Below are 18,716 nucleotides of genomic sequence, written 5' to 3'. Positions count from 1 at the left end.
CAACCGTTTTCAGACGGCCTGATTGTCTTGATTATTTTGATGCGGGCTGTAAACGTTCAGCGAAGCCTGCGCCAGCAGCCCGTCGGCCGGCAGCGTGTGTTTTTCGTTTTCGGGTGCGTCGGTCCAGTAGAGCGAGCAGTCGAACACGCCGAAGCCGGTGGCATCCATCACCGATTCCCGCACTTTGACCAGCAGCCGGGTGTGTACGGGAATGCTGTCGGCAAACAAATCCAACTTGCGCGTGCCCAACAGAAAGCCCAGCCTAACCGGCCTGCCGGCGTTACGGGCGTGGCAGCCGGTTAGCGCGCCTATGCCTTGCGCCATGATTTCCATGCCCAAAAAGCAGGGCAGGCGGTTGTTTTGCAGCAGGATATGATCCGGGCCTACCGTGGCGGTTGCGGTTAAGTGTTGTTCGCCGTAATCGGTGATGCTGTCGAGCAGCACCATGCGGCCGCTGTGCGGCAACAGTGGGGCGACGGCGGTAATGGGGCAGGTGAGGGGCACATTCATAAGCATATTTAAGACAACATCATTTCAGGACTGGATAAAGCCGATTATATTGCATTGCTGTTTTTTGGTAATCCCTTAGGTTAAAATGGGCGGAATTTTATTTGTCGGAAATCGTGATGAGCCTCACCGAACACTGCCGTTTTTCTTTCGATATCGCCGCATGGCAGGCTTCGTCGGACCGTGTGGCGGGTTTGGATGCCTGGCGGCAGTGGGCGGCAGACGCTTCTTTTTCAGACGGCCTGCCCGATTATAAACCCGAGCTGGCTTTTTTGCCTGCTATGCAGCGCCGGCGTTTGGGCAAGGCCGCGCGCTTGGTGTGCGATGCGGCATGGAATCTGGCCGAACAATACCCGGCCGCCCCGCTGGTGTTCGCTTCGCACGACGGCGAATTGAACCGCAGTTTCGAATTGTGGCTGGAATTGATGAAAACCCAAACCGTATCGCCCACGTCGTTCGGTTTGTCGGTGCATAACGCCCAAGCGGGGCAGTGGTCTATGCTGCGCAAGGATATGGCCGAAAGCACCGCGCTGGCAACAGGCGGCGACGGCTTGGAAACCGCGCTGGCCGAAGCCTGCGCCCTGCTGCAAGAAGGTAGGGAGCAGGTTTTAGTGGTGTTGGCCGACGACCCGCTGCTCGAAGAATACGCCGTAACCGCCGAGCGGGCGCCCATGACTTATGCGCTGGCTATGGTGGTGCAGCCCGGAAGGCAATACACGCTGTCGCTTTTTTCCGACAACACGCCTGAAGCCGGCAGCATGCCGTATTGGGGCGCATTAGACTGGATACGCTTTATGCTTTCAAACAGCACGCAAGAAACCAGGCATTTCGGAACACGCCGCTGGCTGTGGCAGAAAACCTCATGAAAACATTAGATTATTACCGCCGTTTTTTCGCCACGCTGTTCGGGTTTGTGCTGTTCGGCGTGGTGGGCGTGCTGTTTAAAATCGTGTTGCTGCCCTACACCTTGAAAAGCACGCGCAACGACATACCCCGCCAAATGCAGGCGCGGCGGCTGATCGGCGGCGTTTGGAAATGGTTTGTCGGTTATCTAACGTGGTCGCGCGTGTTGAGCGTGAACTTCAACGGCTTGGAAAAACTCGGCAGGCCGGGGCAACTGGTGTTGGCCAACCACCCCTCTCTGCTGGATGTGGTGCTGCTGGTCAGCCATGTGCCCGAAATCAACTGCATCGTGAAAAAAGATTTATTGGGCAACCCGGCCATGAAAAGCCAGATTCTCGCTACGGGTTATATTCCCAACGACGAATCGCTGGAAATGATGGAAGAGGTTGACGCAGTATTGAAAAGCGGCCAGAGCCTGCTGATTTTCCCGGAGGGTACGCGCACGGGCTGGGACGGCCAGATCAAGTTACACCGCGGCGCCGTTTCCATCGGGTTGCGTAGTGCCGACACCATTACCCCCGTGTGTATCAAAATGAATCCGCCCAATTTTAAAAAAAGCCAGCCGTGGTATAAAATCCCACCCCGTACCATTCATTACGAAATCACGGTAGGCGACGACATCAACCCGCAGGAGTGGCTGGCCGAAAAACCGCTGCCCATCGCCGCACGGCGGTTAAACGCTTATTTACAAGATTATTTTATGCGAGAAACGACATGACTTTAGAAACCCAAATAAAACAAATGATTATCGACAGCTTAGGCTTGGAAGACATCACCGCCGACGACATCGAAACCGATGCCCCCCTGTTTGGCGACGAAGGCTTGGGTCTGGATTCGGTAGATGCCTTGGAGCTTGGCCTGGCCGTTCAGAAAACTTTCGGTTTCCAGCTCGACGGCGAAAAAGACAATCTGCGCGACCATTTCGCCAGCGTGCAAACCTTGGCCGACTTTATCCGCAGCCGCCAAGTGTGAAGGAGCCGGCAATGACCGAACAAGAAATCCGCACCATCCTCACCGATGCCCTTGTCAACCTGTTTGAAATCGAATCCGAGCGCATCATGCCCGAAACCAATCTTTATGAAGATTTGGAAATCGACAGCATCGACGCCATCGATTTAATCGACCACATCAAGCGCGAAACCGGCCGCAAGCTGCAAGCAGAAGATTTCCGCAGCGTGCGCACCGTTGAAGACGTGGTGCAGGCCGTGCTGCGCAAAGACGCAGGTTCGGCACAACAGTAACACCCGCGGCCGTTTGAACCTGCCTGCATTTTCAGACGGCCTGATTCCTGCCTTTTTATAAGGCCGTCTGAAAATGAAAACCTCCGGCCGGATTTTTTTGGCGCTTATCAGCATTTTCTACCCGTTGTTGTGGTATTGCGGCCGCGACAACGGTATCTTTTTATGGCTGGCCGCCGCCATGTGCGGCCTGTGGCTGATACGTGCCGCCGTGCAGAAAACCCGCGCCCAGCGTGCCGTTTCGCTGCTGTTGGCTGCCTTTTTCGCCGCCGTTATCGTTTTCAGACGGCCTGATTCGATGTATTGGTATCCCGTTGCCGTTTCCCTGCTGATGCTCGCCGTGTTCGGCGCGAGCCTGTTTGCCGAACAAACCCTGATCGAACGCCTCGCCCGCCTGCAACACCCGAACCTGCCGCCCGAAGGCGTGCGCCACACCCGCCGCGTTACCCGAATCTGGTGCGGATTTTTCATTTTCAACGCCGCCGCCGCTGCGCTGTTGGCATGGTCGGGCAAACACGACTGGTGGGCGCTTTATACCGGAATCATCTCGTATGTTTTGATGGGCGCATTATTTGCGGGGGAATGGGTGTATCGGAAAACGGTGTTGAAAGTTTGAGGCCGTCTGAAAAAAACACATTACCCAATAACGAAAATTTAAATGATGAAATCCCCACTCACCCAAACCCTATCCCCAAACCTGTCGCAACACGTTTTAATTGCCGCTAACCCCGATTGGACGCGCGCTTATTTTCAGCGTGCCGTTTTCCATCTTTCAGGCCGTCTGAAAGCGCACAACGTGCAAACCGCCGCGTTGTGGTTTGAAGACGCCGCGCTGTTCGCCTGCGCGGTGCTGGCCGCATGGCACGCGGGGGCGCGGGTGTTGCTGCCGCCGAATCTGGCGCGGGAAAACGCACAATGGGGCGGTAAGGCAGACGTTTGGCTGACCGATGCGCCGCATGAAAAAGCGTTTTCAGACGGCCTCGGAAACCAGGTTTGGGATATCCGCACCTTGTTGGAAGCCGTGCCGCCCGAAACCGGAACGCCGGCCGATTGGCAGATTGCCGCAGATTCGGAAGCCTGTCTGAAAACATCCGGCTCCAGCGGAGAAGCGCAGATTATGGTGAAAACCGCCGCGCAGATGGAGGCCGAGGCGGTTGCGCTGGCCGAGGCCGTGCCGTTTGCGTGCGAAAACCCCGTTGTTGTCGGCAGCGTCAGCCCGCAGCATATGTATGGCTTCACTTTCCGTTTCGCGCTGCCGCTCACGATGGGCTGGACGCTCGATAGGCCGCAGAATGTGTATCCCGAAACCCTGCTGGCCGCGGCCGCTGCTTATGAAAAAACGCTGTGGATTGCCAGCCCGGCGGTGCTGAACCGTTTGGGCGAAGCGCGCAACTGGCAGGCCTTGCAGGGCAGAGTGGCGGGCATCGTGTCGGCCGGCGGCGTGCTGCCCGAAGCCACTGCCGATTTGTTGGAACAACACGCCGTGCGGCCTTTTGAAATCTACGGCAGCACCGAAACCGGCGTGATCGCCTCGCGCCGGTTGGGGCGGGCATGGCAGCCGTTTGCCGCCGTTGCCGTCGGCCAAAGCGAAGAAGGCGCCTTGTGGGCTGAATCGCCGTGGACGGCGGGCCGCTTCCAAACCGCCGATTTAATCGAGCCGCAGGCGGAGGGCTTTTTATTGCTCGGCCGCCGCGACCGCATCATCAAATTCGAAGACAAACGCGTGTCGCTCAACCAAATCGAACACGACCTGCTCGCCCACGAATGGGTGGCCGATGCTTTCTGCGCCCCGCACCCGCAGCATAAGCGGGTGGCCGTGTGGGCGGCGCTGAATGCCGCAGGCATCGAAGCCTTGCGGGACAAGGGCCGGGCACAGGTGGCCGCCGCGCTGAAAACGCACTTGGCCGCCACACAGGACACCGTTGCCCTGCCGCGCTACTGGCGGTTTGCCGCAGAGCTGCCGCGCAACGCACAATCGAAAATCACCGCCGCCGATTTTCAGACGGCCTTCACGCAGGCGCAAACCGCGCCCGAATGGCGGGAATGCCTGTCTGAAAACCCCGCTGTTTACTGCTTCGAAGGCCGCGTGCCGCTAGATTTGGCGTATTTCGGCGGCCACTTCGCCAATTTTCCGCTGGTGCCCGGCGTAATCGAATTGCAGTGGGTGCGTGATTTGGCCGCGCGCTTCGACTGGGGCCGCCGCAGCATCGTGCGCGTGGAAAACCTGAAATACCAGCAGTTCGTGCGCCCGAACGACACCGTGTCTGCCGAGCTGAAATACGATGCCGAAAAAGGCAAACTGACGTTTAAGCTGGAAAACGGCGAAGCGGCATGCGCTTCGGGGCGGATTGTGTTTGGGGCGTTTGAGGCCGTCTGAACAATATAATGTTCTGCAAATCTACTCTCTCCCTTGTGGGGGAGGGTTGGGGAGAGGGCAAAACGGTAGCTGTTTTGATCATACCGTTTCCGATTATCGAGCAAGCGCAGTAGGTCGGGCATTTATGCCCGACACAACCCGCAGTCAAGCAAAAGTCGGGCATAAATGCCCGACCTACGGAAACTGTGGGGGAGGGTTGGGGAGAGGGCAAAACGGTAGCTGTTTTGATCATGCCGTTTCCGACTGTCGGTAAGCCTTTCTCATAACCCTATAAATAATGTATTTTTCAGACAGGCATTGTAGATAAACAAAAAATGGATATAAAAACCCTGGCGCTTATCCCCCACTACAACCACCCGGCCACCATCGTCCGGGTGGCCGAAGCGGTGCGCGCTTTCGGTTTGGACGTATTGATCGTTGACGACGGTTCGCGTGCGGACTGCAAGCCGGTGTTGGAAGAAACAGCGCGGCGGCAAGGCGTGGCGGTGCTGTACCGCGCGGCCAACGGCGGCAAGGGTGCGGCGGTGAAAGACGGTTTGGCTTATGCCGAACAACACGGCTACACCCATGTGTTGCAGGTGGATGCCGATGCGCAGCATTGTTTGGACGACACCGCCAAGCTGCTGGCCGCCGCCGCGCAAAACCCCGAAGCGGTGGTGTGCGGCTGGCCGCAATACGGCGCCGATGCGCCCAAAGCACGGCTTTACGGCCGCAAAATCACCGATTTTTGGAATATGGTGCACACTTGGTCAACCGACATCAAAGACGGCATGTGCGGTTTCCGCCTCTATCCGCTCGCCGTCGCGCTGGCCGTGGTGCGCGAAGAGCATGTGGGCGAGCGCATGGATTTCGACACCGAAATCTTAATCCGCCTCTATTGGCGCGGGGTGAAACCGGTGTGGGTGAAAACGCCGGTGCAATACGCCGAGGGCGGCGTGTCGCATTTCCGCGCTTTTGAAGACAATGTGTTAATCAGCAAAATGCATGCCCGCCTGTTTTGCGAAATGGTGTGGCGGCGCACTTTCGGCAAAAGGCCGTCTGAAAACCATGAATAAACCGACTTCCGATTCCGAACACTGGGCGGCGCAAAACGAACGCGGCAACCGTTTGTTTTTGGGCATCACCACGCTGATGGTACGCCATCTGCCCGCGTGGCTGATGAACCCGTGCATCTGGTTTGTGGTGCTGTATTTTTACGCCACTGCGCCCAAGCAGCGGCGCAATATCGCGCGCTATCAGGCAAGGCTTCAGACGGCCTTTCCCGATGCCGTGCTGCCGCAGCGGCTGCCCGTGTTCCAACAGTTTGTGGCGTTCGGCGGGGCGGTGTGCGACCGCTTCGCCGTGTGGCAGCGCAAAATCCGCTACGAAGATTTGGTATTGGAAGACCCGGACGACGTGTATGCGCTGGTGGGCGACCGCAGCCTGCGCGGGCAGATTTTCGTTTGCTCGCACGTAGGCAATGTGGAAGTGTGCCGCGCGCTGGTGTCGCACCATCAGGGTTTCAAGCTCAACGTGCTGGTGCACAGCCGCCATGCCGAAGCCTTTAACGAAGCGCTGCAAAAAGCCGGTGCCGACCGTATCCAGACGATACAGGTAACCGATTTGGACGCGGCGCTGATGATGGAGTTGCACCGCCGCATCGATGCGGGCGAATGGCTGGCGGTGGCCGCCGACCGCGTGCCGGTGCGCGGCGAAAAAACCGTGCCGGTATCCTTTCTCGGCAGCCCCGCCGATATGCCGCAGGGTGCCTGGCTTTTGGCGGGGCTGCTGAAAACCCGCGTGCACACGCTGTTCTGCATCAAGCAAAACGGCCGCTACCATCTGAAACTGGGCCGTTTTTTAGACGCAACCGACTGGAAGCGGGGCGGGCGCAACGCCGCCGTGGCCGCCGCCGCACAGCGTTTTGCCGATGTTTTGGCGCAGGAATGTGCGCGAAACCCGCTGCAATGGTTTAATTTTTACGATTTTTGGAACGACGCAAACAATGGCTAAACATATTTATTGCCGCCACAGTATAGAATTGGAAGTGCCTTTTTTCGATGTTGACGCGATGTACATCGTGTGGCACGGCCATTATGTGAAATACCTCGAAGTGGCGCGCTGCGCCTTCTTGAGCGCCATCGGCTACGACTACAACGAAATGGGCAGGCAGGGTTTCAGCTGGCCGGTGGTGCAGATGAACCTGAAATATGTGAAACCCGCGCGCTTCGGCCAGCATATCCGCGTGGAAGCGGCGGTGGTGGAAATCGAAAGCTGCCTGCGTATCGACTACACCATTTCCGACAGCGAAAGCGGCGCGAAACTCACCAAAGCCTCCACCACCCAAGTGGCGGTGTCGCTCGAAAACGGCGAAATGCAGTTTCAAACGCCGGAAAGCTGGCTCTCCGCCGTGCAACGCCATCCCACGTTTGAGGCCGTCTGAAAAACCAACGGAAAGATACACATGATGATCAAAAAATGGCTGCTTGCCGCAGCACTCACGCTTACCAGCCCGCTTTTGTGGGCGTTTTCCACCGCCGAGTTGTCGCAAACCCTGCAAAAACCCGCCAACGTGCAGGGTGCGTTTACTCAGGAGCGCCATCTGAAATCGCTTACCAAGCCGATGACCACCACCGGCCAATTCGTGCTGGTGCCCAAAAAAGGGCTGTTGTGGCATATGCAGAAACCGTTCGACAACCGCCTGCGCGTGCGTGCCGACGGCATTATGCAGTGGAACGGCAAAAGCTGGGTTCAACCCAACCAGAGCAAAATGAGCGGCCAAAACCGCCAAATCAGCCTGTTTCTCGACCTGCTCGGCGGCAATACGCAGGGCTTGGAAAAGCAGTTTGACTTGCAGCTCTCCGGCAGCCAGCAAAAATGGACGCTGCGCCTGAACCCGAAAACCGCGCTGATGAAGCAGATTTTCAACCACATCGACATCAGCGGCGACAGCGTGGTGCGCCGCATCGAATTGAGCGAAAAACAGGGCGACCGCACCGTGATGCGCTTCAACCAGGTTCAAACAGGCCAAGAGTTGGATGCGTTTGCCAAGCAGGCGCTGTGAAGCGGTCGGCAACACCGCGCCGTTAGTTTTTCTGATTATTGAAATGTGAAAATGTTGTTTTGCCATTGTCGGATGCCGTCTGAAAAAATAGTTTTTCAGACGGCATGATTGCGTTAATTCGGTTAAAATAAGTTTCTAAATTTTAGAGCGTGTAGTCAGAAAGCGTTGCGGCGGTGTTTTTGGTTAAAACCCGCAACTGCTGCGTTAAAAATGCTCGCAAGATGTCCAATCTTGCTGTGCTTTTTGCCTTGCATCTGCGGATTTTCCCTCAAACAACCGCTTCGCAAGCTTTCTGACTACACGCTAAGAAAATACCTGAAAAAGTTGAGATGGAAGCCGACGTGAAAAAAGTTTTGCTGGTGTATTATTCGCAAACCGGCCAACTGGGCCGCTTGGCGCAATCTTTTGCCGAACCGTTGCGGCAAAGCGCGGGCATCCGTTTGGACTGCGTCAATCTCCGGCCGCAGCGGCCTTATCCGTTTCCGTGGCCGTTTTGGCGGTTTTTCAACACCTTTCCCGAAACCGTGCACTTGCAGCCCGAGCCGATCGAAGCGCCGGACATTCCCGGTGAAGATTACGATGTGGTGGTGGTGGCCTATACCGTGTGGTTTCTGTCGCCCGCGCAGCCGGTTACCGCCTTTTTGCAGCGTGCCGAAACGAAAAAGCTGTTGGACGGCAAACCCGTGGCCACCTTAATCGGCTGCCGCAATATGTGGCTGACGGCGCAGGAAAAAATGAAAACCCTGCTGGCGCAAAACGGCGCCAAACTAATCGGCAATATTGTGAAAATCGATGCCTGTAACAGCGCGGCCAGCTTTATCACCACGCCCGCGTGGCTGTTAACGGGCAACAAACAATATTTCCGCGCGCTGCCGGCGGCGGGCATTGCCCCCGAAGAATTGGCCGATGGCGCGCGTTTCGGAGCCAAGCTGCGCGATGCGCTGGTTTCGGGCCGGGCCTTAGACGAAACCGTGTTTCAGAATATGGGTGCCGCCAGGGTAAACGAAAAACTGATTTTCAGCGAAAAAGCGGCCGGCCGCAGTTTTTATCTGTGGGGCAAACTGCTGATGGCGGCCGGGCGGGTGTCGCCGCTGCTGCGCCGCGCACTGCTGGCGTTTTATATCGTTTTTCTGATTACGCTGATTTTAACCGTGATACCCGTGAGCGCCGTTGTCAAACAATTGCTCAAACCGTGGCTGCGCGGCTGGTTGGGCAGGCAGAAACGGTATTACAACTTGCCTTCGGGAGAATGAAACCTTTGCAAAAAAGCCATCTGCGGCGCATTTCTGCGTTGTGTGCTGCTCGCTTGCCTAACTTCAAGTTATGTCTGCGCTCGCTGCGCTGCTACGCCTTGAACTGCATCCACATCTGACTCTTTTGCAAAGGTCTCTGGCCGTCTGAAACCCTATTGATTTTAAAGATAAAATATGAATCCAAACCACACACTGCGAAACGTTTATATCAACCGTGCCGCTGCCTTTCTGCCCAATGCGGCGGTGGGCAACGACGAGATGGAAGCCGTGCTCGGTATGGCCGGCGGGCTGCCTTCGCGCGTGCGCAAAATGATTTTGCGTTCCAACGCCATCGAAACGCGCCATTACGCCATCGACCCGGTTACACGCGAAGCCACGCACAGTTGCGCCGAGCTGGCGGCGGAGGCGGTGAAACAACTCTTTGCGCAAGGCACCGATCCCGCCCGGGTAGGCAGTTTGGCCTGCGCCACCTCTTACCCCGACCAAACCATGCCCGGCCACGGCGTGATGGTGCACGGCCTGCTGCCCGAAACGGGCGCCTGCGAGGTGGTGAGCGCGGCGGGCGTGTGCGTGGCGGGCATGGCGGCGATGAAACACGCCTACCATGCCGTGCGCACCGGCGAACACGCCCATGCCGTGGCCGCCGCTTCCGAAGCCGCTTCGGCCATTATGCGCGGCGAAGTATTCCAAAGCGAAACCGACTATCAAAAGCTGGCCGATGCCAAACCCGAAATCGGTTTTGAAAAAGACTTTTTGCGCTGGATGCTTTCCGACGGCGCCGGCGCGGTGCATTTGAGCAGCCGCCCCAACGAAACCGGCATAAGTTTGAAAATCCATTGGATCGAGCTGCTTTCCTACGCCCACGAAATGCCTGCCTGCATGTATGCCGGCGCCGAAATTTCAGACGGCCTCTTTAAGGGCTGGAAAACGTTTGATAGCGATTATTGCCGCCGGCACAGCCTGATGGCGGTGAAGCAGGACGTGAAGCTGCTCAACGAAAACATTATCCGCTACACGGTGGAAAAACCGCTTGCGCAAATCGCCGCCAAACACAGCTTGAAAGCAGAGGATATCGACTGGTTTCTGCCGCATTATTCGTCGGGCTTTTTCCGCGACAAGCTGGCTGCCGGGCTGGAAAACATCGGTTTCGGCATCGGGCAGGAAAAATGGTTTACCAACCTGGCCAGCAAAGGCAACACCGGTTCGGCATCGATTTATATTATTTTAGAAGAGTTTATGCGCACGTTTAAGTTGGAAAACGGCCAGAAAATCTTATGCTACATTCCCGAGAGCGGGCGCTTTTCCACCTGTTTTATGCTTTTGGAAGCAGTAGAGGCCGTCTGAAAATGGACGTAAAAGACATTCCGCAAGACAACAGCAAGTCTTACCACGGGCAGCGAAAAATCATCTACGGCACGCGCGACGGGCATTACGAAGCCGCCACCAGCACCGGCTGGCAAGACGAATTCTACGCCACCGAAATGGCCGTGGCTGAGCTGGACGGGCAAACCCGCGCCGCCCGCGAAGCCGTGGCAGCCGGCGCTTATTCGCCGCTGTATTACCATATGTTCCGCTTCCGCCACGACGAAACCAGCCTGGCAATGGCCGCCGGCGTATGGAAATGGCAGCTGCGCCGCCACCTGCGCCCCGAAATATTCGCCAAGCTGCCCGAAAAAACCTTGCAGAAATACGCCGGTGCGCTGCGCATCAGCATAAGCGAACTCAAGCGCACCGATGCCGGCTCGCCGATTGAAGAATAACAAACAGGCCGTCTGAAAACCGGTAAACAATATTCCGCTTTCAGACAGGCCTCAAGGCTTTAACCAATATTATGAACGACTTCCCCCACCAACACACCGCCCATTGCGAAAGCGGCGTGATGTCCGCCCTGTTGAACTACCACGGGCATGCGCTCAACGAAGCCTTGATTTTCGGGTTGGCCCGCGGGCTGACTTTTGTGTATATGCCGCTGATCAAGCTCGCCGGTATGCCGTTGGTGTCTTACCGCATTGCGCCGCGCGGCATCATCAAAAACACCTGCAAAACGCTCGGCCTGAAACTCGATATCCGCAAATTCGCCGACGAGCATTCGGGGCAGGTGGCGCTGGACGAAGCGATTGCGGCGGGGCAGCCCGCAGGCTTGCAGGCTTCGGTGTTTTGGCTGCCTTATTTTCCGCCGCATATGCGCTTTCATTTCAATGCCCACAATCTGGTGGTGTACGGCAAAGAAGGCGGCGACTACCTGCTCAGCGACCCCGTGTTTGAAACCGTGCAGCGCTGCGCCGCCGAAGATTTGCAGCGGGCGCGCTTTGCCAAAGGCGCGCTGGCGGCCAAAGGCATGATGTACACGCTCTCGGGCAACAGGCCGTCTGAAAGCATTGCCGCCGAACTGCCCGCCCTCATCCGCACCGCCGTGCGCAAAAACGCCAAGCATATGCTCGCACCGGTGTTTTTCGTGGGCGTGAAAGGCATACGCACGGTGGCGGCGAAAATCGAATCGCTGCCCGAAAAGCAATCCGCCAAATATCAGAAACTGTTTCTCGGCCATCTGGTGCGCATGCAGGAAGAAATTGGCACCGGCGGCGCGGGCTTCCGCTATATCTACGCCTACTTTCTCGAACAGGCCGCTGAAATCTGCCGCGAACCGCGCTTTCAGACGGCCTCCGAACAAATGACCGCCATCGGCGACGAATGGCGCACCTTCGCCAGCCTGTGCGTGAAACAGTGCAAACAGCCGTCTGAAAACGGCTGCCGCGAAACCGCGGCCTTTTTGCGCACGATTGCCGATAAAGAAGAAGCGCTGTGGAAAAGTTTGAAGGCCGTCTGAAACCATGATTCAAATCCAATCACTCTCCCACCGCTATCCCGGAGCAGATGCCGATGCGTTAAGCGGCGTGTCGCTAGATATCGGAAAAGGCGAATGCTGGGGGCTGCTCGGCCACAACGGCGCGGGCAAAACCACGCTGATGTCGCTGTTGGCCGGTTTGCAGGAAGTGCAGCGCGGCAATATTCTGTTTAACGGCAAACCCATGCGGCGCATGAGCCGCGCCGAGCGGCAGAAAATCGGCCTCGTGCCGCAGGATTTTGCGTTTTACCCGCAGTTGAGCGTGTGGGACAACCTGCTGTTTTTCGCCTCGCTCTACAAAATGCGCGACAAAGGCCGCCTGAACGCCTTGCTGGCGCAAACCGATTTAACCGCGCACAAACACAAAGCCGCCAAACACCTTTCCGGCGGCCTCAAGCGCCGCCTGAATTTCGCCATCGGCCTGATTAACGCGCCCGAATTGGTGTTTCTCGACGAAATCACCGTGGGCATCGACCCGCAGTCGCGCCGCTTTATTCTCGACAGCGTGGAAGCGCTCACCCGCAGCGGCGTTACCGTGGTTTACACCTCGCACTATCTGCCCGAAATCGAGCAGCTTTGCAGCAAAATCGCCCTGTTGCAGCAGGGGCGGTTGGTTTATCAGGGCGGTTTGGGCGAACTCTTGGCCTCGCAAACGCAGCGCGTGCGCTTTATCACCGACCCCGCGCTGCCGCCTGGGCAGCTGGCCGCATTGCAGGCACAACCGGCCGACGGCCGCGGCATGATGGAAACCGCACTCGATGCGGCCGAAGTGTATGCCGCGTTGCAGCAAAGCGGCGTGCAGATACGTTATTTCCAACAGGGGCACGGCACGCTGGAAGCCTTTTATCTCGACTTTTTGCGTCGGGAGGCCGCATGATCGCCGCCTCGCTGTTGAAAGAAATCAAGCTGTTAAGCCGCGATCTGCATGGGTTGGCGGTGTTGTTTGTGATGCCCATCGCCTTTATGCTGATTATGTCGCTGGCGTTGAGCCGCGACGAAGACCCGCAAAGCGGCAGCCGCATCGCGCTGGTGGGCAAAGCGGGCGACAGCGTCAACACCGCTTTTGCCGCCGCCCTGCAAAAAGAGCAGATGGCAGTGAGCCTGATGCCGTCTGAAAAACTCAAAGAAGCGCAGCAGGGGCTGCACGAAAAGCGTTTCCAGCTGGTGCTGCACAACCCCAACCGGGCAGATGGAAAACTGGCCGAGAGCCTGCCGCTGGAGATTTATGTGCCGCCCGATACCGAGCCTTCCTGGCTGGCGGCGGTAAAAGGCGTGCTGCGGCAGCACTACACCGAAACGCGCCTGAACGCCTACTTCGACGACAACAGTGGCATCAGCATCGACAATAAGCAGCTGCCTAAACGGGTGCGCGACGATATTCAGAAAAAAGTCGATGAAAAAAACGCCGGGCAGTTCGATGCCGTGTCGGCCTTTTTGAAGCAGACCATGCTGCGGGAGCATTATCTGAGCGCGGCGGGCGCGGCGGTGGCCAAACCGAACGCCGTGCAGCACAGTGTGCCGGCCTGGCTGATTTTCGGTATGTTTTTCATTATGATACCGTTATCGAACGTGATGGCGCTGGAGCGGCAGACCAACACCATCACCCGCCTGCGCCTTGCCCGTGCCGGTGCGGCGGGCTTGGTGGCCGCCAAACTGCTACCCTATTTTCTGATTAACCAGTTGCAGTTTGCCGGCATGCTGCTGCTCGGCCGCTACCTGTTGCCCGAAATCGGCGTGCCGGCGCTGCTGTTAAACGGCAGCTGGCCGCTTTACGCGCTGCTTTCCGCCGCCGTGAGCGCCGCTGCTTTGGGCTATGCGCTGTTGGTGAGCGTGGCGGCGAAATCCACCGAACACGCCGTGGTGCTGGGCGGCGGCGGCGTGATTCTGATGGCGGCCGTCGGCGGCATTATGGTGCCCGCCCATGTGATGCCCGAGGTTATGCAGCAGGCTACCTGGTTTTCGCCGATGTCGTGGGGGCTGAAAGCCTTTCAGGAACTACTGCTCAACCGCAGCGGTTTAACCGGCATCGCGCTTTATCTGCAATTATTGGCGGGGTTTGCCGCCGCAACGCTGCTGTTGGCGGTGTGGCTGTATCGGCGGCAGTTGCAGACGCAGGTGCGGTTTTAAACTAAAAAGGCCGTCTGAAAACAGGCGCAGTATGTTTTCAGACAGGCTCTAAAAAACGGAAAACATTATGTCGTACACCTTTACGCTGGCGCCCGAAGCGCTGGAAACCGAATTGAAAAAGCTGATTTTGGAAACCTCGGGCAAAGCCGACGAAATCGACTTGGCCGATTTTGCCGACGATGCGGTTTTGTTCGGCGACGGCAGCCCAGTCGGCTTGGATTCGCTCGATGCGCTGCAAATCGCCGTGGCCTTGCAGCAGTATTTCCAAGTGCGGCTTCAGGGCGACCGCATGGTGCGCAAACACATGACGACGGTGCGTGATTTGGCCGCCTTCGTGCGTTCGGAGCACGGCGCATGACTTATCTTTGCGGGCAGGCGGTTACGTGCGCGCTCAATCCGCAAAGCGGCTGTGCACGGCAACAGCCAGAAACGCTTGGCTTCACCTTTCTGCATCAGGCGCAGCAGGCGAAATATTACCGTGCCTTTGCCGAAACCAGCCTGAGCCGCGCCGACGTTGCCGATTTGGCCGAAGCGCATTTGCGCCGCGCCGCAGAGAGTGCCGGCTGGCCGTCTGAAAGCTGGCACCATGCGCCGGTGTTTATCGGATCGAGTTCGTATTTGATGTCGGAGTGCGAAAACCTTTATTCCGACCAAAACGCATCCGGCCATAATCTGCTTTATCTTGCCCGCGATTTGCAGGCGCGCAGCGGCAACCCCGATATTTTCAGCATCGCCACCGCCTGCACATCGTCGGCGCACGCCCTGATTCAGGCGCATAACCAACTCTCGGCGCCCGGCTCTCGGCGCGTGTTCGTGCTCGGCTTGGAAAGCCTCAACCGCCTCACCCTGCTGCATTTTCACAGCCTGAACCTGTTTGCCGAACACTACCGGCCCTTCGGCGGCAACGGCCTGATTTTGGGCGAAGGCATGGCCGCGCTGGCGTTGTGTGCCGACAAGCCCGCCGGTTCCAACCTGCGCCTGCGCTCCTGCGCCGCCAACACCGGCAGCGGCAGTTTGGTGCAGAGCGACGGCGGGGCGCAGGAAGCGCTGATCCGGCGGGTGTTGGCTGCCGCGCAAACCGATGCCGCCGCCGTGCGCGCCGTCAAAACCCACGGCATCGGCACCGCCGACAGCGACGCGGCCGAATGGCAAGCCCTACATAATGTGTTCGGCACCCCGCCGCCCCTGTTGGCGTTCAAACCCCAAACCGGCCACACCCTTGGTGCCGCCGCCGCAATCGAAACCGCCTTGCTGGCCGAAGCCCTGCATAAGGGTGAAGGTGCAGACAGCAACGGGCGGCGCATTGGGTTTTCAGACGGCCTTTATTTAAGCAACCACTTCGGCTTCGGCGGCAGCAACACCGCCATGGTATGGCAATGGACACGGTAACCCGCAATATAAACATCACCGCCGCCGCCCGTTTCGACAGCGATCCGTCGGTTAGCGGCAAAACGCTCAAACAAGCCTTGCAGCAGCAAACCGGCATCGATGGCCGCCGTTTCAGCCGCTTAAGCCTGCTCGCCGCGCTCGGTGCCTGCAACCTGCGCAGCCGTGCCGCCGTGTGCGAAGACTGTGCGGTTTATGTGGCTACGCCGTTTTCGTCGCCGTCGCTGTTTGAAAAAATGACCGATAACGTGCTCAACCACCATGCCGCCATGCCGTTCGATTTTATTGCCAACCTGCATAACGCCCCCGCTTTCCACGCCGCCCAGGCGCTCGGCAGCCGCGGCGCATCGCTGGTGCTGGCGGCAGACAACCGCCCCGAATCATGGACGCAGATTCTGCGCCTTGCCGCCGCCAGCCTGCACGCAGAACGCCGGATTGCCGTGGGCTGGTGTTACGAACAGCCCAAAGGGCAGGGCGGCTGGGAGGGCAGCATATGGGTTTTGTTGGAATATGCCCGCGGGCAGGGGCAACAAGGGATTGCCGACCCGTTAAACATCACGCAAACCCCGGGCGCAAACAGCACATACTGGCAAGGCGTTGCCGATTGGCTGCAACGGCTTGAGGCCGTCTGAAAACAGGAGGAAGCCCATGCACCTTACCATACGCCGTATTTACACCGCATTGATGGTATTACTGCTTGGTTTTGCGGTTTACAGCGTGGCCGCCACGCAATGGCTGCAAACCGACCTCACCGCTTTACTGCCGCAGGAAGAGCGGCCGGATGTGTTGTTGCAGGCGGCGGATAAGGCGGTGGAGGCGCAGTTGAATTCGCAGGTGGTGTTGCTCGCGGGCAGCACCGATGCGGAAAAAGCGTTTCAGACGGCCTCGGAAATCGCCGCTTTATGGCGCAAAAGCCAAGTGTTTGCCGCGGTGGACAGCAGCGTTTCGCCCGATTTGGAAGCGGTACGCGCCGACGTGCGGCGTTTGGGGCTGGCGGTGCTGCCGCCCGAGCAGCGGCGGCTGTTGTTTGAAGAGCCGAAGCGTTATTTTCAGGAACGCGCCGAAGCGGCGGTCAACCCGTTTGCCGCCCCTTCGCCTTTGCCGCTGGAGCAGGATTGGCTGGGTTTCGGCCGTTTCGTCACCGAACGCGCCCAACCGCAGAGCCGTTTGCAGTGGAACGCCGACAACGGCATGCTGTTCACCGAAGACGATAGCGGCAAAACTTGGGTGTGGTTGCGCGGCAAACTGCCCGAAGCCAACAACCTCGCCAACGGCAGCGATAATCTGTTGCCGCTGTTGCAGCAAAGCCGCGGGCTGGCCGCGAAAAACGGGGTGGAAACGTTAAGCGCGGGCGGGGCGGTGTTTGCCGCCGCCTCGAAAGCGGCCGCCGAGCGCGAAAGCCGGCTGATGAGTGCGGCCGGTTTGCTGCTTACCTTTGCGCTGTTGTGGTGGGTGTTCCGCAGCGTGCGCGTGTTTTGGCTGGCGCTGCCGCTGGCGGCGGGTATGCTCGCCGGGCTGGCGGCGGCTTTACTGATGTTCGGCCAAGTGCATATCCTCACCATCGTGATCGGCACCAGTTTGGTGGGGATGTTGGTGGATTTTCCGCTGCATTGGCTGGCGCCTTCGGTGTTCGGCACGGTGGCACACCGTTATGCGCGTTCAGACGGCCACGATTGGCAGGCCGAACCTGCCATGCGCCATGTGCTGCCCACGTTTGCCGTGAGCCTGCTGATAACGGTGGCGGGTTATGCGTTTCTGTGGTTCACGCCCTTGCCGGTGTTGCGGCAGACGGCGGTGTTTTCCGGTTTTGCGCTGTTGGGCGCGTTCGGCGCCACCGTGTTGTGGCTGCCGCCGCTGTTTGCGCGCTACCAAGCTAAAAGCGTGCCGTTTACCGACCTGGTGGAACGGCTGTATGCCTTGTCGGCGCGCATGAAAATCCGCCTGCACCGCCGCGGCTGGTGGCTGGTGGGCGGCATACTGCTGGCGGTGGGGCTGTGGCGCAGCAACTGGCACGACGATATCCGCCAATGGGTGAATATGCCGCCGGCGATGCTGGCCGAAGCGCAGAAAATCGGCGAGCTTTCCGGCACCGATTTCGGCAGCCGTTATCTGGTGGTGGAAGCCGGCAGCGAAGATGAATTGTTGCAGAAAAACGCCGAAGTCGGCCGCGTTTTGCAGCCGTTGGCGGCGCAGCAGAAACTGGCCGGCATCCAGTCGCTCGACCAATGGCTGCTGCCGGCGGCAGAGCAGCAGAAACTGCAAAACCGCCTGCGCGAATTGGCGAAGCTGCCGGAAAACTGGCAGCCGATGCGCGAAATCGGCGTGCCTCGCCAAGCCGTGCGCAATGCTTTGAACCAAGCCGCCGCCTTGCAGCCGCTCACACTTTCAGACGGCCTCAAACCCGCGCTGGCCGAAGCCTGGCGGCCGCTTTATTTGGGTGAGGCCGCCCCCGGCCGTTTCGCCTCGGTTATCCGCCTGAACGGCTTAAACGATGGGGCGGCGGTTCAGGCGGGCATCAAAGGCTTGGCAGGCGTGCATTGGGCAGACAAGCGCAGCCATCTGAACGAATTGTTCCACCACACCCGCAATCAGGCGGCCTGGCTGAAACTGGCTTCTTATGCCCTGGCCTTGCTGCTGTTGTGGTGTATGTTCGGCATCAGGCGAGGCATCACGGTGCTGGCGGTGCCGCTGGCCGCCGCCGTGGCCACGGTGGCGGTGCTGGGCTGGGCGGGCATTCCCGTCAGTCTGTTCGCCATGTTCGGCCTGCTGCTGGTTTCCGCCATCGGCGTCGATTATGCGGTTTATGCCGTCGCCGCCAAACATATCGCTCCCGCACGTTTGGGCGGTATGCTGCTGGCGGCGCTCACCACCGGCATTTCGTTCGTGCTGCTGGGCATGAGCAGCACGCCCGCCGTAGCGGCCTTCGGCATCACCGTGGCGGTGGGCACGGTGTTGAACCTGTGGCTGGCGGGTTGGCTGTTGAAAGATTAATTTGAAGAATGTTTTTAAAATTAAAATGTTGTATTGTTAATTGGGA

The 18,716-nt window shown here is 58.5% G+C and carries 21 protein-coding genes and 1 pseudogene; 21 read left to right on the top strand and 1 reads right to left on the bottom strand.

What is annotated here, in order from left to right; genetic code table 11:
• Window positions 1-9: 9 nt before the first annotated feature.
• Window positions 10-510: a hotdog family protein gene (locus H3L92_RS05645; protein ID WP_085364924.1), complete on the bottom strand. Its 501-nt coding sequence runs from the start codon at window positions 508-510 to the stop codon at window positions 10-12.
• 116 nt (window positions 511-626) lie between these two features.
• On the opposite strand from H3L92_RS05645, the gene H3L92_RS05640 reads away from it, so the two are divergent.
• From H3L92_RS05640 to H3L92_RS05545, 21 genes and pseudogenes are all read left to right on the top strand, one after another.
• On the top strand, window positions 627-1,373 hold the full coding sequence (locus H3L92_RS05640; RefSeq protein ID WP_085364767.1) for a beta-ketoacyl synthase chain length factor: 747 nt from the start codon (window positions 627-629) through the stop codon (window positions 1,371-1,373).
• On the top strand, window positions 1,370-2,128 hold the full coding sequence (locus H3L92_RS05635; RefSeq protein ID WP_085364768.1) for a lysophospholipid acyltransferase family protein: 759 nt from the start codon (window positions 1,370-1,372) through the stop codon (window positions 2,126-2,128). Before H3L92_RS05640 ends, H3L92_RS05635 begins: the two co-directional genes overlap by 4 nt.
• Window positions 2,125-2,382: a phosphopantetheine-binding protein gene (locus H3L92_RS05630; protein WP_085364769.1), complete on the top strand. Its 258-nt coding sequence runs from the start codon at window positions 2,125-2,127 to the stop codon at window positions 2,380-2,382. Before H3L92_RS05635 ends, H3L92_RS05630 begins: the two co-directional genes overlap by 4 nt.
• A gap of 11 nt (window positions 2,383-2,393) precedes the next feature.
• On the top strand, window positions 2,394-2,651 hold the full coding sequence (locus H3L92_RS05625; RefSeq protein ID WP_085364770.1) for an acyl carrier protein: 258 nt from the start codon (window positions 2,394-2,396) through the stop codon (window positions 2,649-2,651).
• A 73-nt stretch (window positions 2,652-2,724) separates the two neighbouring features.
• Entirely contained in the window at window positions 2,725-3,264 is a 540-nt protein-coding gene (locus H3L92_RS05620) for a COG4648 family protein (protein ID WP_085364771.1), read from the top strand.
• Window positions 3,265-3,306: 42 nt separating this feature from the next.
• Window positions 3,307-5,025: an ApeI family dehydratase gene (locus H3L92_RS05615; RefSeq protein ID WP_245945473.1), complete on the top strand. Its 1,719-nt coding sequence runs from the start codon at window positions 3,307-3,309 to the stop codon at window positions 5,023-5,025.
• A 320-nt stretch (window positions 5,026-5,345) separates the two neighbouring features.
• Complete coding sequence (locus H3L92_RS05610) at window positions 5,346-6,080, top strand: glycosyltransferase family 2 protein (RefSeq protein ID WP_085364926.1); 735 nt, start codon at window positions 5,346-5,348, stop codon at window positions 6,078-6,080.
• On the top strand, window positions 6,073-7,017 hold the full coding sequence (locus H3L92_RS05605) for a lysophospholipid acyltransferase family protein (RefSeq protein ID WP_085364772.1): 945 nt from the start codon (window positions 6,073-6,075) through the stop codon (window positions 7,015-7,017). Before H3L92_RS05610 ends, H3L92_RS05605 begins: the two co-directional genes overlap by 8 nt.
• A complete protein-coding gene (locus tag H3L92_RS05600) occupies window positions 7,010-7,447 on the top strand; it encodes an acyl-CoA thioesterase (RefSeq protein ID WP_085364773.1) in 438 nt (145 codons plus the stop codon). The genes H3L92_RS05605 and H3L92_RS05600 overlap by 8 nt, the downstream gene beginning before the upstream one ends.
• A gap of 27 nt (window positions 7,448-7,474) precedes the next feature.
• A complete protein-coding gene (locus H3L92_RS05595; RefSeq protein WP_085364927.1) occupies window positions 7,475-8,068 on the top strand; it encodes a LolA family protein in 594 nt (197 codons plus the stop codon).
• Window positions 8,069-8,409: 341 nt separating this feature from the next.
• A complete protein-coding gene (locus H3L92_RS05590; RefSeq protein ID WP_085364928.1) occupies window positions 8,410-9,321 on the top strand; it encodes a flavodoxin family protein in 912 nt (303 codons plus the stop codon).
• Between the two features lie 5 nt (window positions 9,322-9,326).
• A pseudogene (locus H3L92_RS13240) lies at window positions 9,327-9,469 on the top strand (lipoprotein signal peptidase).
• A gap of 26 nt (window positions 9,470-9,495) precedes the next feature.
• Window positions 9,496-10,665 (top strand): beta-ketoacyl-ACP synthase III, encoded by a 1,170-nt coding sequence (locus tag H3L92_RS05585; RefSeq protein WP_085364774.1) that lies wholly within the window; start codon window positions 9,496-9,498, stop codon window positions 10,663-10,665.
• A gap of 2 nt (window positions 10,666-10,667) precedes the next feature.
• Window positions 10,668-11,081, top strand: a complete 414-nt coding sequence (locus H3L92_RS05580; RefSeq protein ID WP_085364775.1) for a DarG family dialkylresorcinol biosynthesis protein — start codon at window positions 10,668-10,670, stop codon at window positions 11,079-11,081.
• A 71-nt stretch (window positions 11,082-11,152) separates the two neighbouring features.
• Window positions 11,153-12,148, top strand: coding sequence for a BtrH-related acyltransferase DarH (gene darH / locus H3L92_RS05575; protein WP_085364776.1), 996 nt, complete (start codon window positions 11,153-11,155; stop codon window positions 12,146-12,148).
• Between the two features lie 4 nt (window positions 12,149-12,152).
• Window positions 12,153-13,043 (top strand): ABC transporter ATP-binding protein, encoded by an 891-nt coding sequence (locus tag H3L92_RS05570; protein WP_085364777.1) that lies wholly within the window; start codon window positions 12,153-12,155, stop codon window positions 13,041-13,043.
• Window positions 13,040-14,293 carry an ABC transporter permease gene (locus H3L92_RS05565; RefSeq protein ID WP_085364778.1) on the top strand — a complete coding sequence of 418 codons (1,254 nt, stop codon included), beginning with the start codon at window positions 13,040-13,042 and terminating at the stop codon, window positions 14,291-14,293. Before H3L92_RS05570 ends, H3L92_RS05565 begins: the two co-directional genes overlap by 4 nt.
• 67 nt (window positions 14,294-14,360) lie before the next feature.
• Complete coding sequence (locus tag H3L92_RS05560; protein ID WP_085364779.1) at window positions 14,361-14,651, top strand: phosphopantetheine-binding protein; 291 nt, start codon at window positions 14,361-14,363, stop codon at window positions 14,649-14,651.
• Window positions 14,648-15,682 (top strand): beta-ketoacyl synthase N-terminal-like domain-containing protein, encoded by a 1,035-nt coding sequence (locus H3L92_RS05555; protein WP_085364780.1) that lies wholly within the window; start codon window positions 14,648-14,650, stop codon window positions 15,680-15,682. The genes H3L92_RS05560 and H3L92_RS05555 overlap by 4 nt, the downstream gene beginning before the upstream one ends.
• Window positions 15,670-16,311 carry a hypothetical protein gene (locus H3L92_RS05550; protein WP_372338532.1) on the top strand — a complete coding sequence of 214 codons (642 nt, stop codon included), beginning with the start codon at window positions 15,670-15,672 and terminating at the stop codon, window positions 16,309-16,311. Before H3L92_RS05555 ends, H3L92_RS05550 begins: the two co-directional genes overlap by 13 nt.
• 16 nt (window positions 16,312-16,327) lie before the next feature.
• A complete protein-coding gene (locus H3L92_RS05545; RefSeq protein WP_085364782.1) occupies window positions 16,328-18,670 on the top strand; it encodes an MMPL family transporter in 2,343 nt (780 codons plus the stop codon).
• Window positions 18,671-18,716: the final 46 nt, after the last annotated feature.

Source organism: Neisseria dentiae (assembly GCF_014055005.1).
Taxonomy (GTDB): domain Bacteria; phylum Pseudomonadota; class Gammaproteobacteria; order Burkholderiales; family Neisseriaceae; genus Neisseria; species Neisseria dentiae.
This window is presented reverse-complemented; position numbering and strand designations above follow the sequence as displayed.

What these genes read in the sequence shown, in the direction of transcription:
- H3L92_RS05605 (WP_085364772.1), top strand. Translation starts at nt 6,073, where the DNA reads ATGAATAAACCGACTTCCGATTCCGAACACTGGGCGGCGCAAAACGAA.
- H3L92_RS05600 (WP_085364773.1), top strand. Translation starts at nt 7,010, where the DNA reads ATGGCTAAACATATTTATTGCCGCCACAGTATAGAATTGGAAGTGCCT.
- H3L92_RS05635 (WP_085364768.1), top strand. Translation starts at nt 1,370, where the DNA reads ATGAAAACATTAGATTATTACCGCCGTTTTTTCGCCACGCTGTTCGGG.
- H3L92_RS05565 (WP_085364778.1), top strand. Translation starts at nt 13,040, where the DNA reads ATGATCGCCGCCTCGCTGTTGAAAGAAATCAAGCTGTTAAGCCGCGAT.
- H3L92_RS05640 (WP_085364767.1), top strand. Translation starts at nt 627, where the DNA reads ATGAGCCTCACCGAACACTGCCGTTTTTCTTTCGATATCGCCGCATGG.
- H3L92_RS05630 (WP_085364769.1), top strand. Translation starts at nt 2,125, where the DNA reads ATGACTTTAGAAACCCAAATAAAACAAATGATTATCGACAGCTTAGGC.
- H3L92_RS05545 (WP_085364782.1), top strand. Translation starts at nt 16,328, where the DNA reads ATGCACCTTACCATACGCCGTATTTACACCGCATTGATGGTATTACTG.
- H3L92_RS05560 (WP_085364779.1), top strand. Translation starts at nt 14,361, where the DNA reads ATGTCGTACACCTTTACGCTGGCGCCCGAAGCGCTGGAAACCGAATTG.
- H3L92_RS05625 (WP_085364770.1), top strand. Translation starts at nt 2,394, where the DNA reads ATGACCGAACAAGAAATCCGCACCATCCTCACCGATGCCCTTGTCAAC.
- H3L92_RS05585 (WP_085364774.1), top strand. Translation starts at nt 9,496, where the DNA reads ATGAATCCAAACCACACACTGCGAAACGTTTATATCAACCGTGCCGCT.
- H3L92_RS05620 (WP_085364771.1), top strand. Translation starts at nt 2,725, where the DNA reads ATGAAAACCTCCGGCCGGATTTTTTTGGCGCTTATCAGCATTTTCTAC.
- H3L92_RS05555 (WP_085364780.1), top strand. Translation starts at nt 14,648, where the DNA reads ATGACTTATCTTTGCGGGCAGGCGGTTACGTGCGCGCTCAATCCGCAA.
- H3L92_RS05570 (WP_085364777.1), top strand. Translation starts at nt 12,153, where the DNA reads ATGATTCAAATCCAATCACTCTCCCACCGCTATCCCGGAGCAGATGCC.
- H3L92_RS05615 (WP_245945473.1), top strand. Translation starts at nt 3,307, where the DNA reads ATGATGAAATCCCCACTCACCCAAACCCTATCCCCAAACCTGTCGCAA.
- H3L92_RS05645 (WP_085364924.1), bottom strand. Translation starts at nt 510, where the DNA reads ATGAATGTGCCCCTCACCTGCCCCATTACCGCCGTCGCCCCACTGTTG.
- H3L92_RS05550 (WP_372338532.1), top strand. Translation starts at nt 15,670, where the DNA reads ATGGACACGGTAACCCGCAATATAAACATCACCGCCGCCGCCCGTTTC.
- H3L92_RS05580 (WP_085364775.1), top strand. Translation starts at nt 10,668, where the DNA reads ATGGACGTAAAAGACATTCCGCAAGACAACAGCAAGTCTTACCACGGG.
- darH (WP_085364776.1), top strand. Translation starts at nt 11,153, where the DNA reads ATGAACGACTTCCCCCACCAACACACCGCCCATTGCGAAAGCGGCGTG.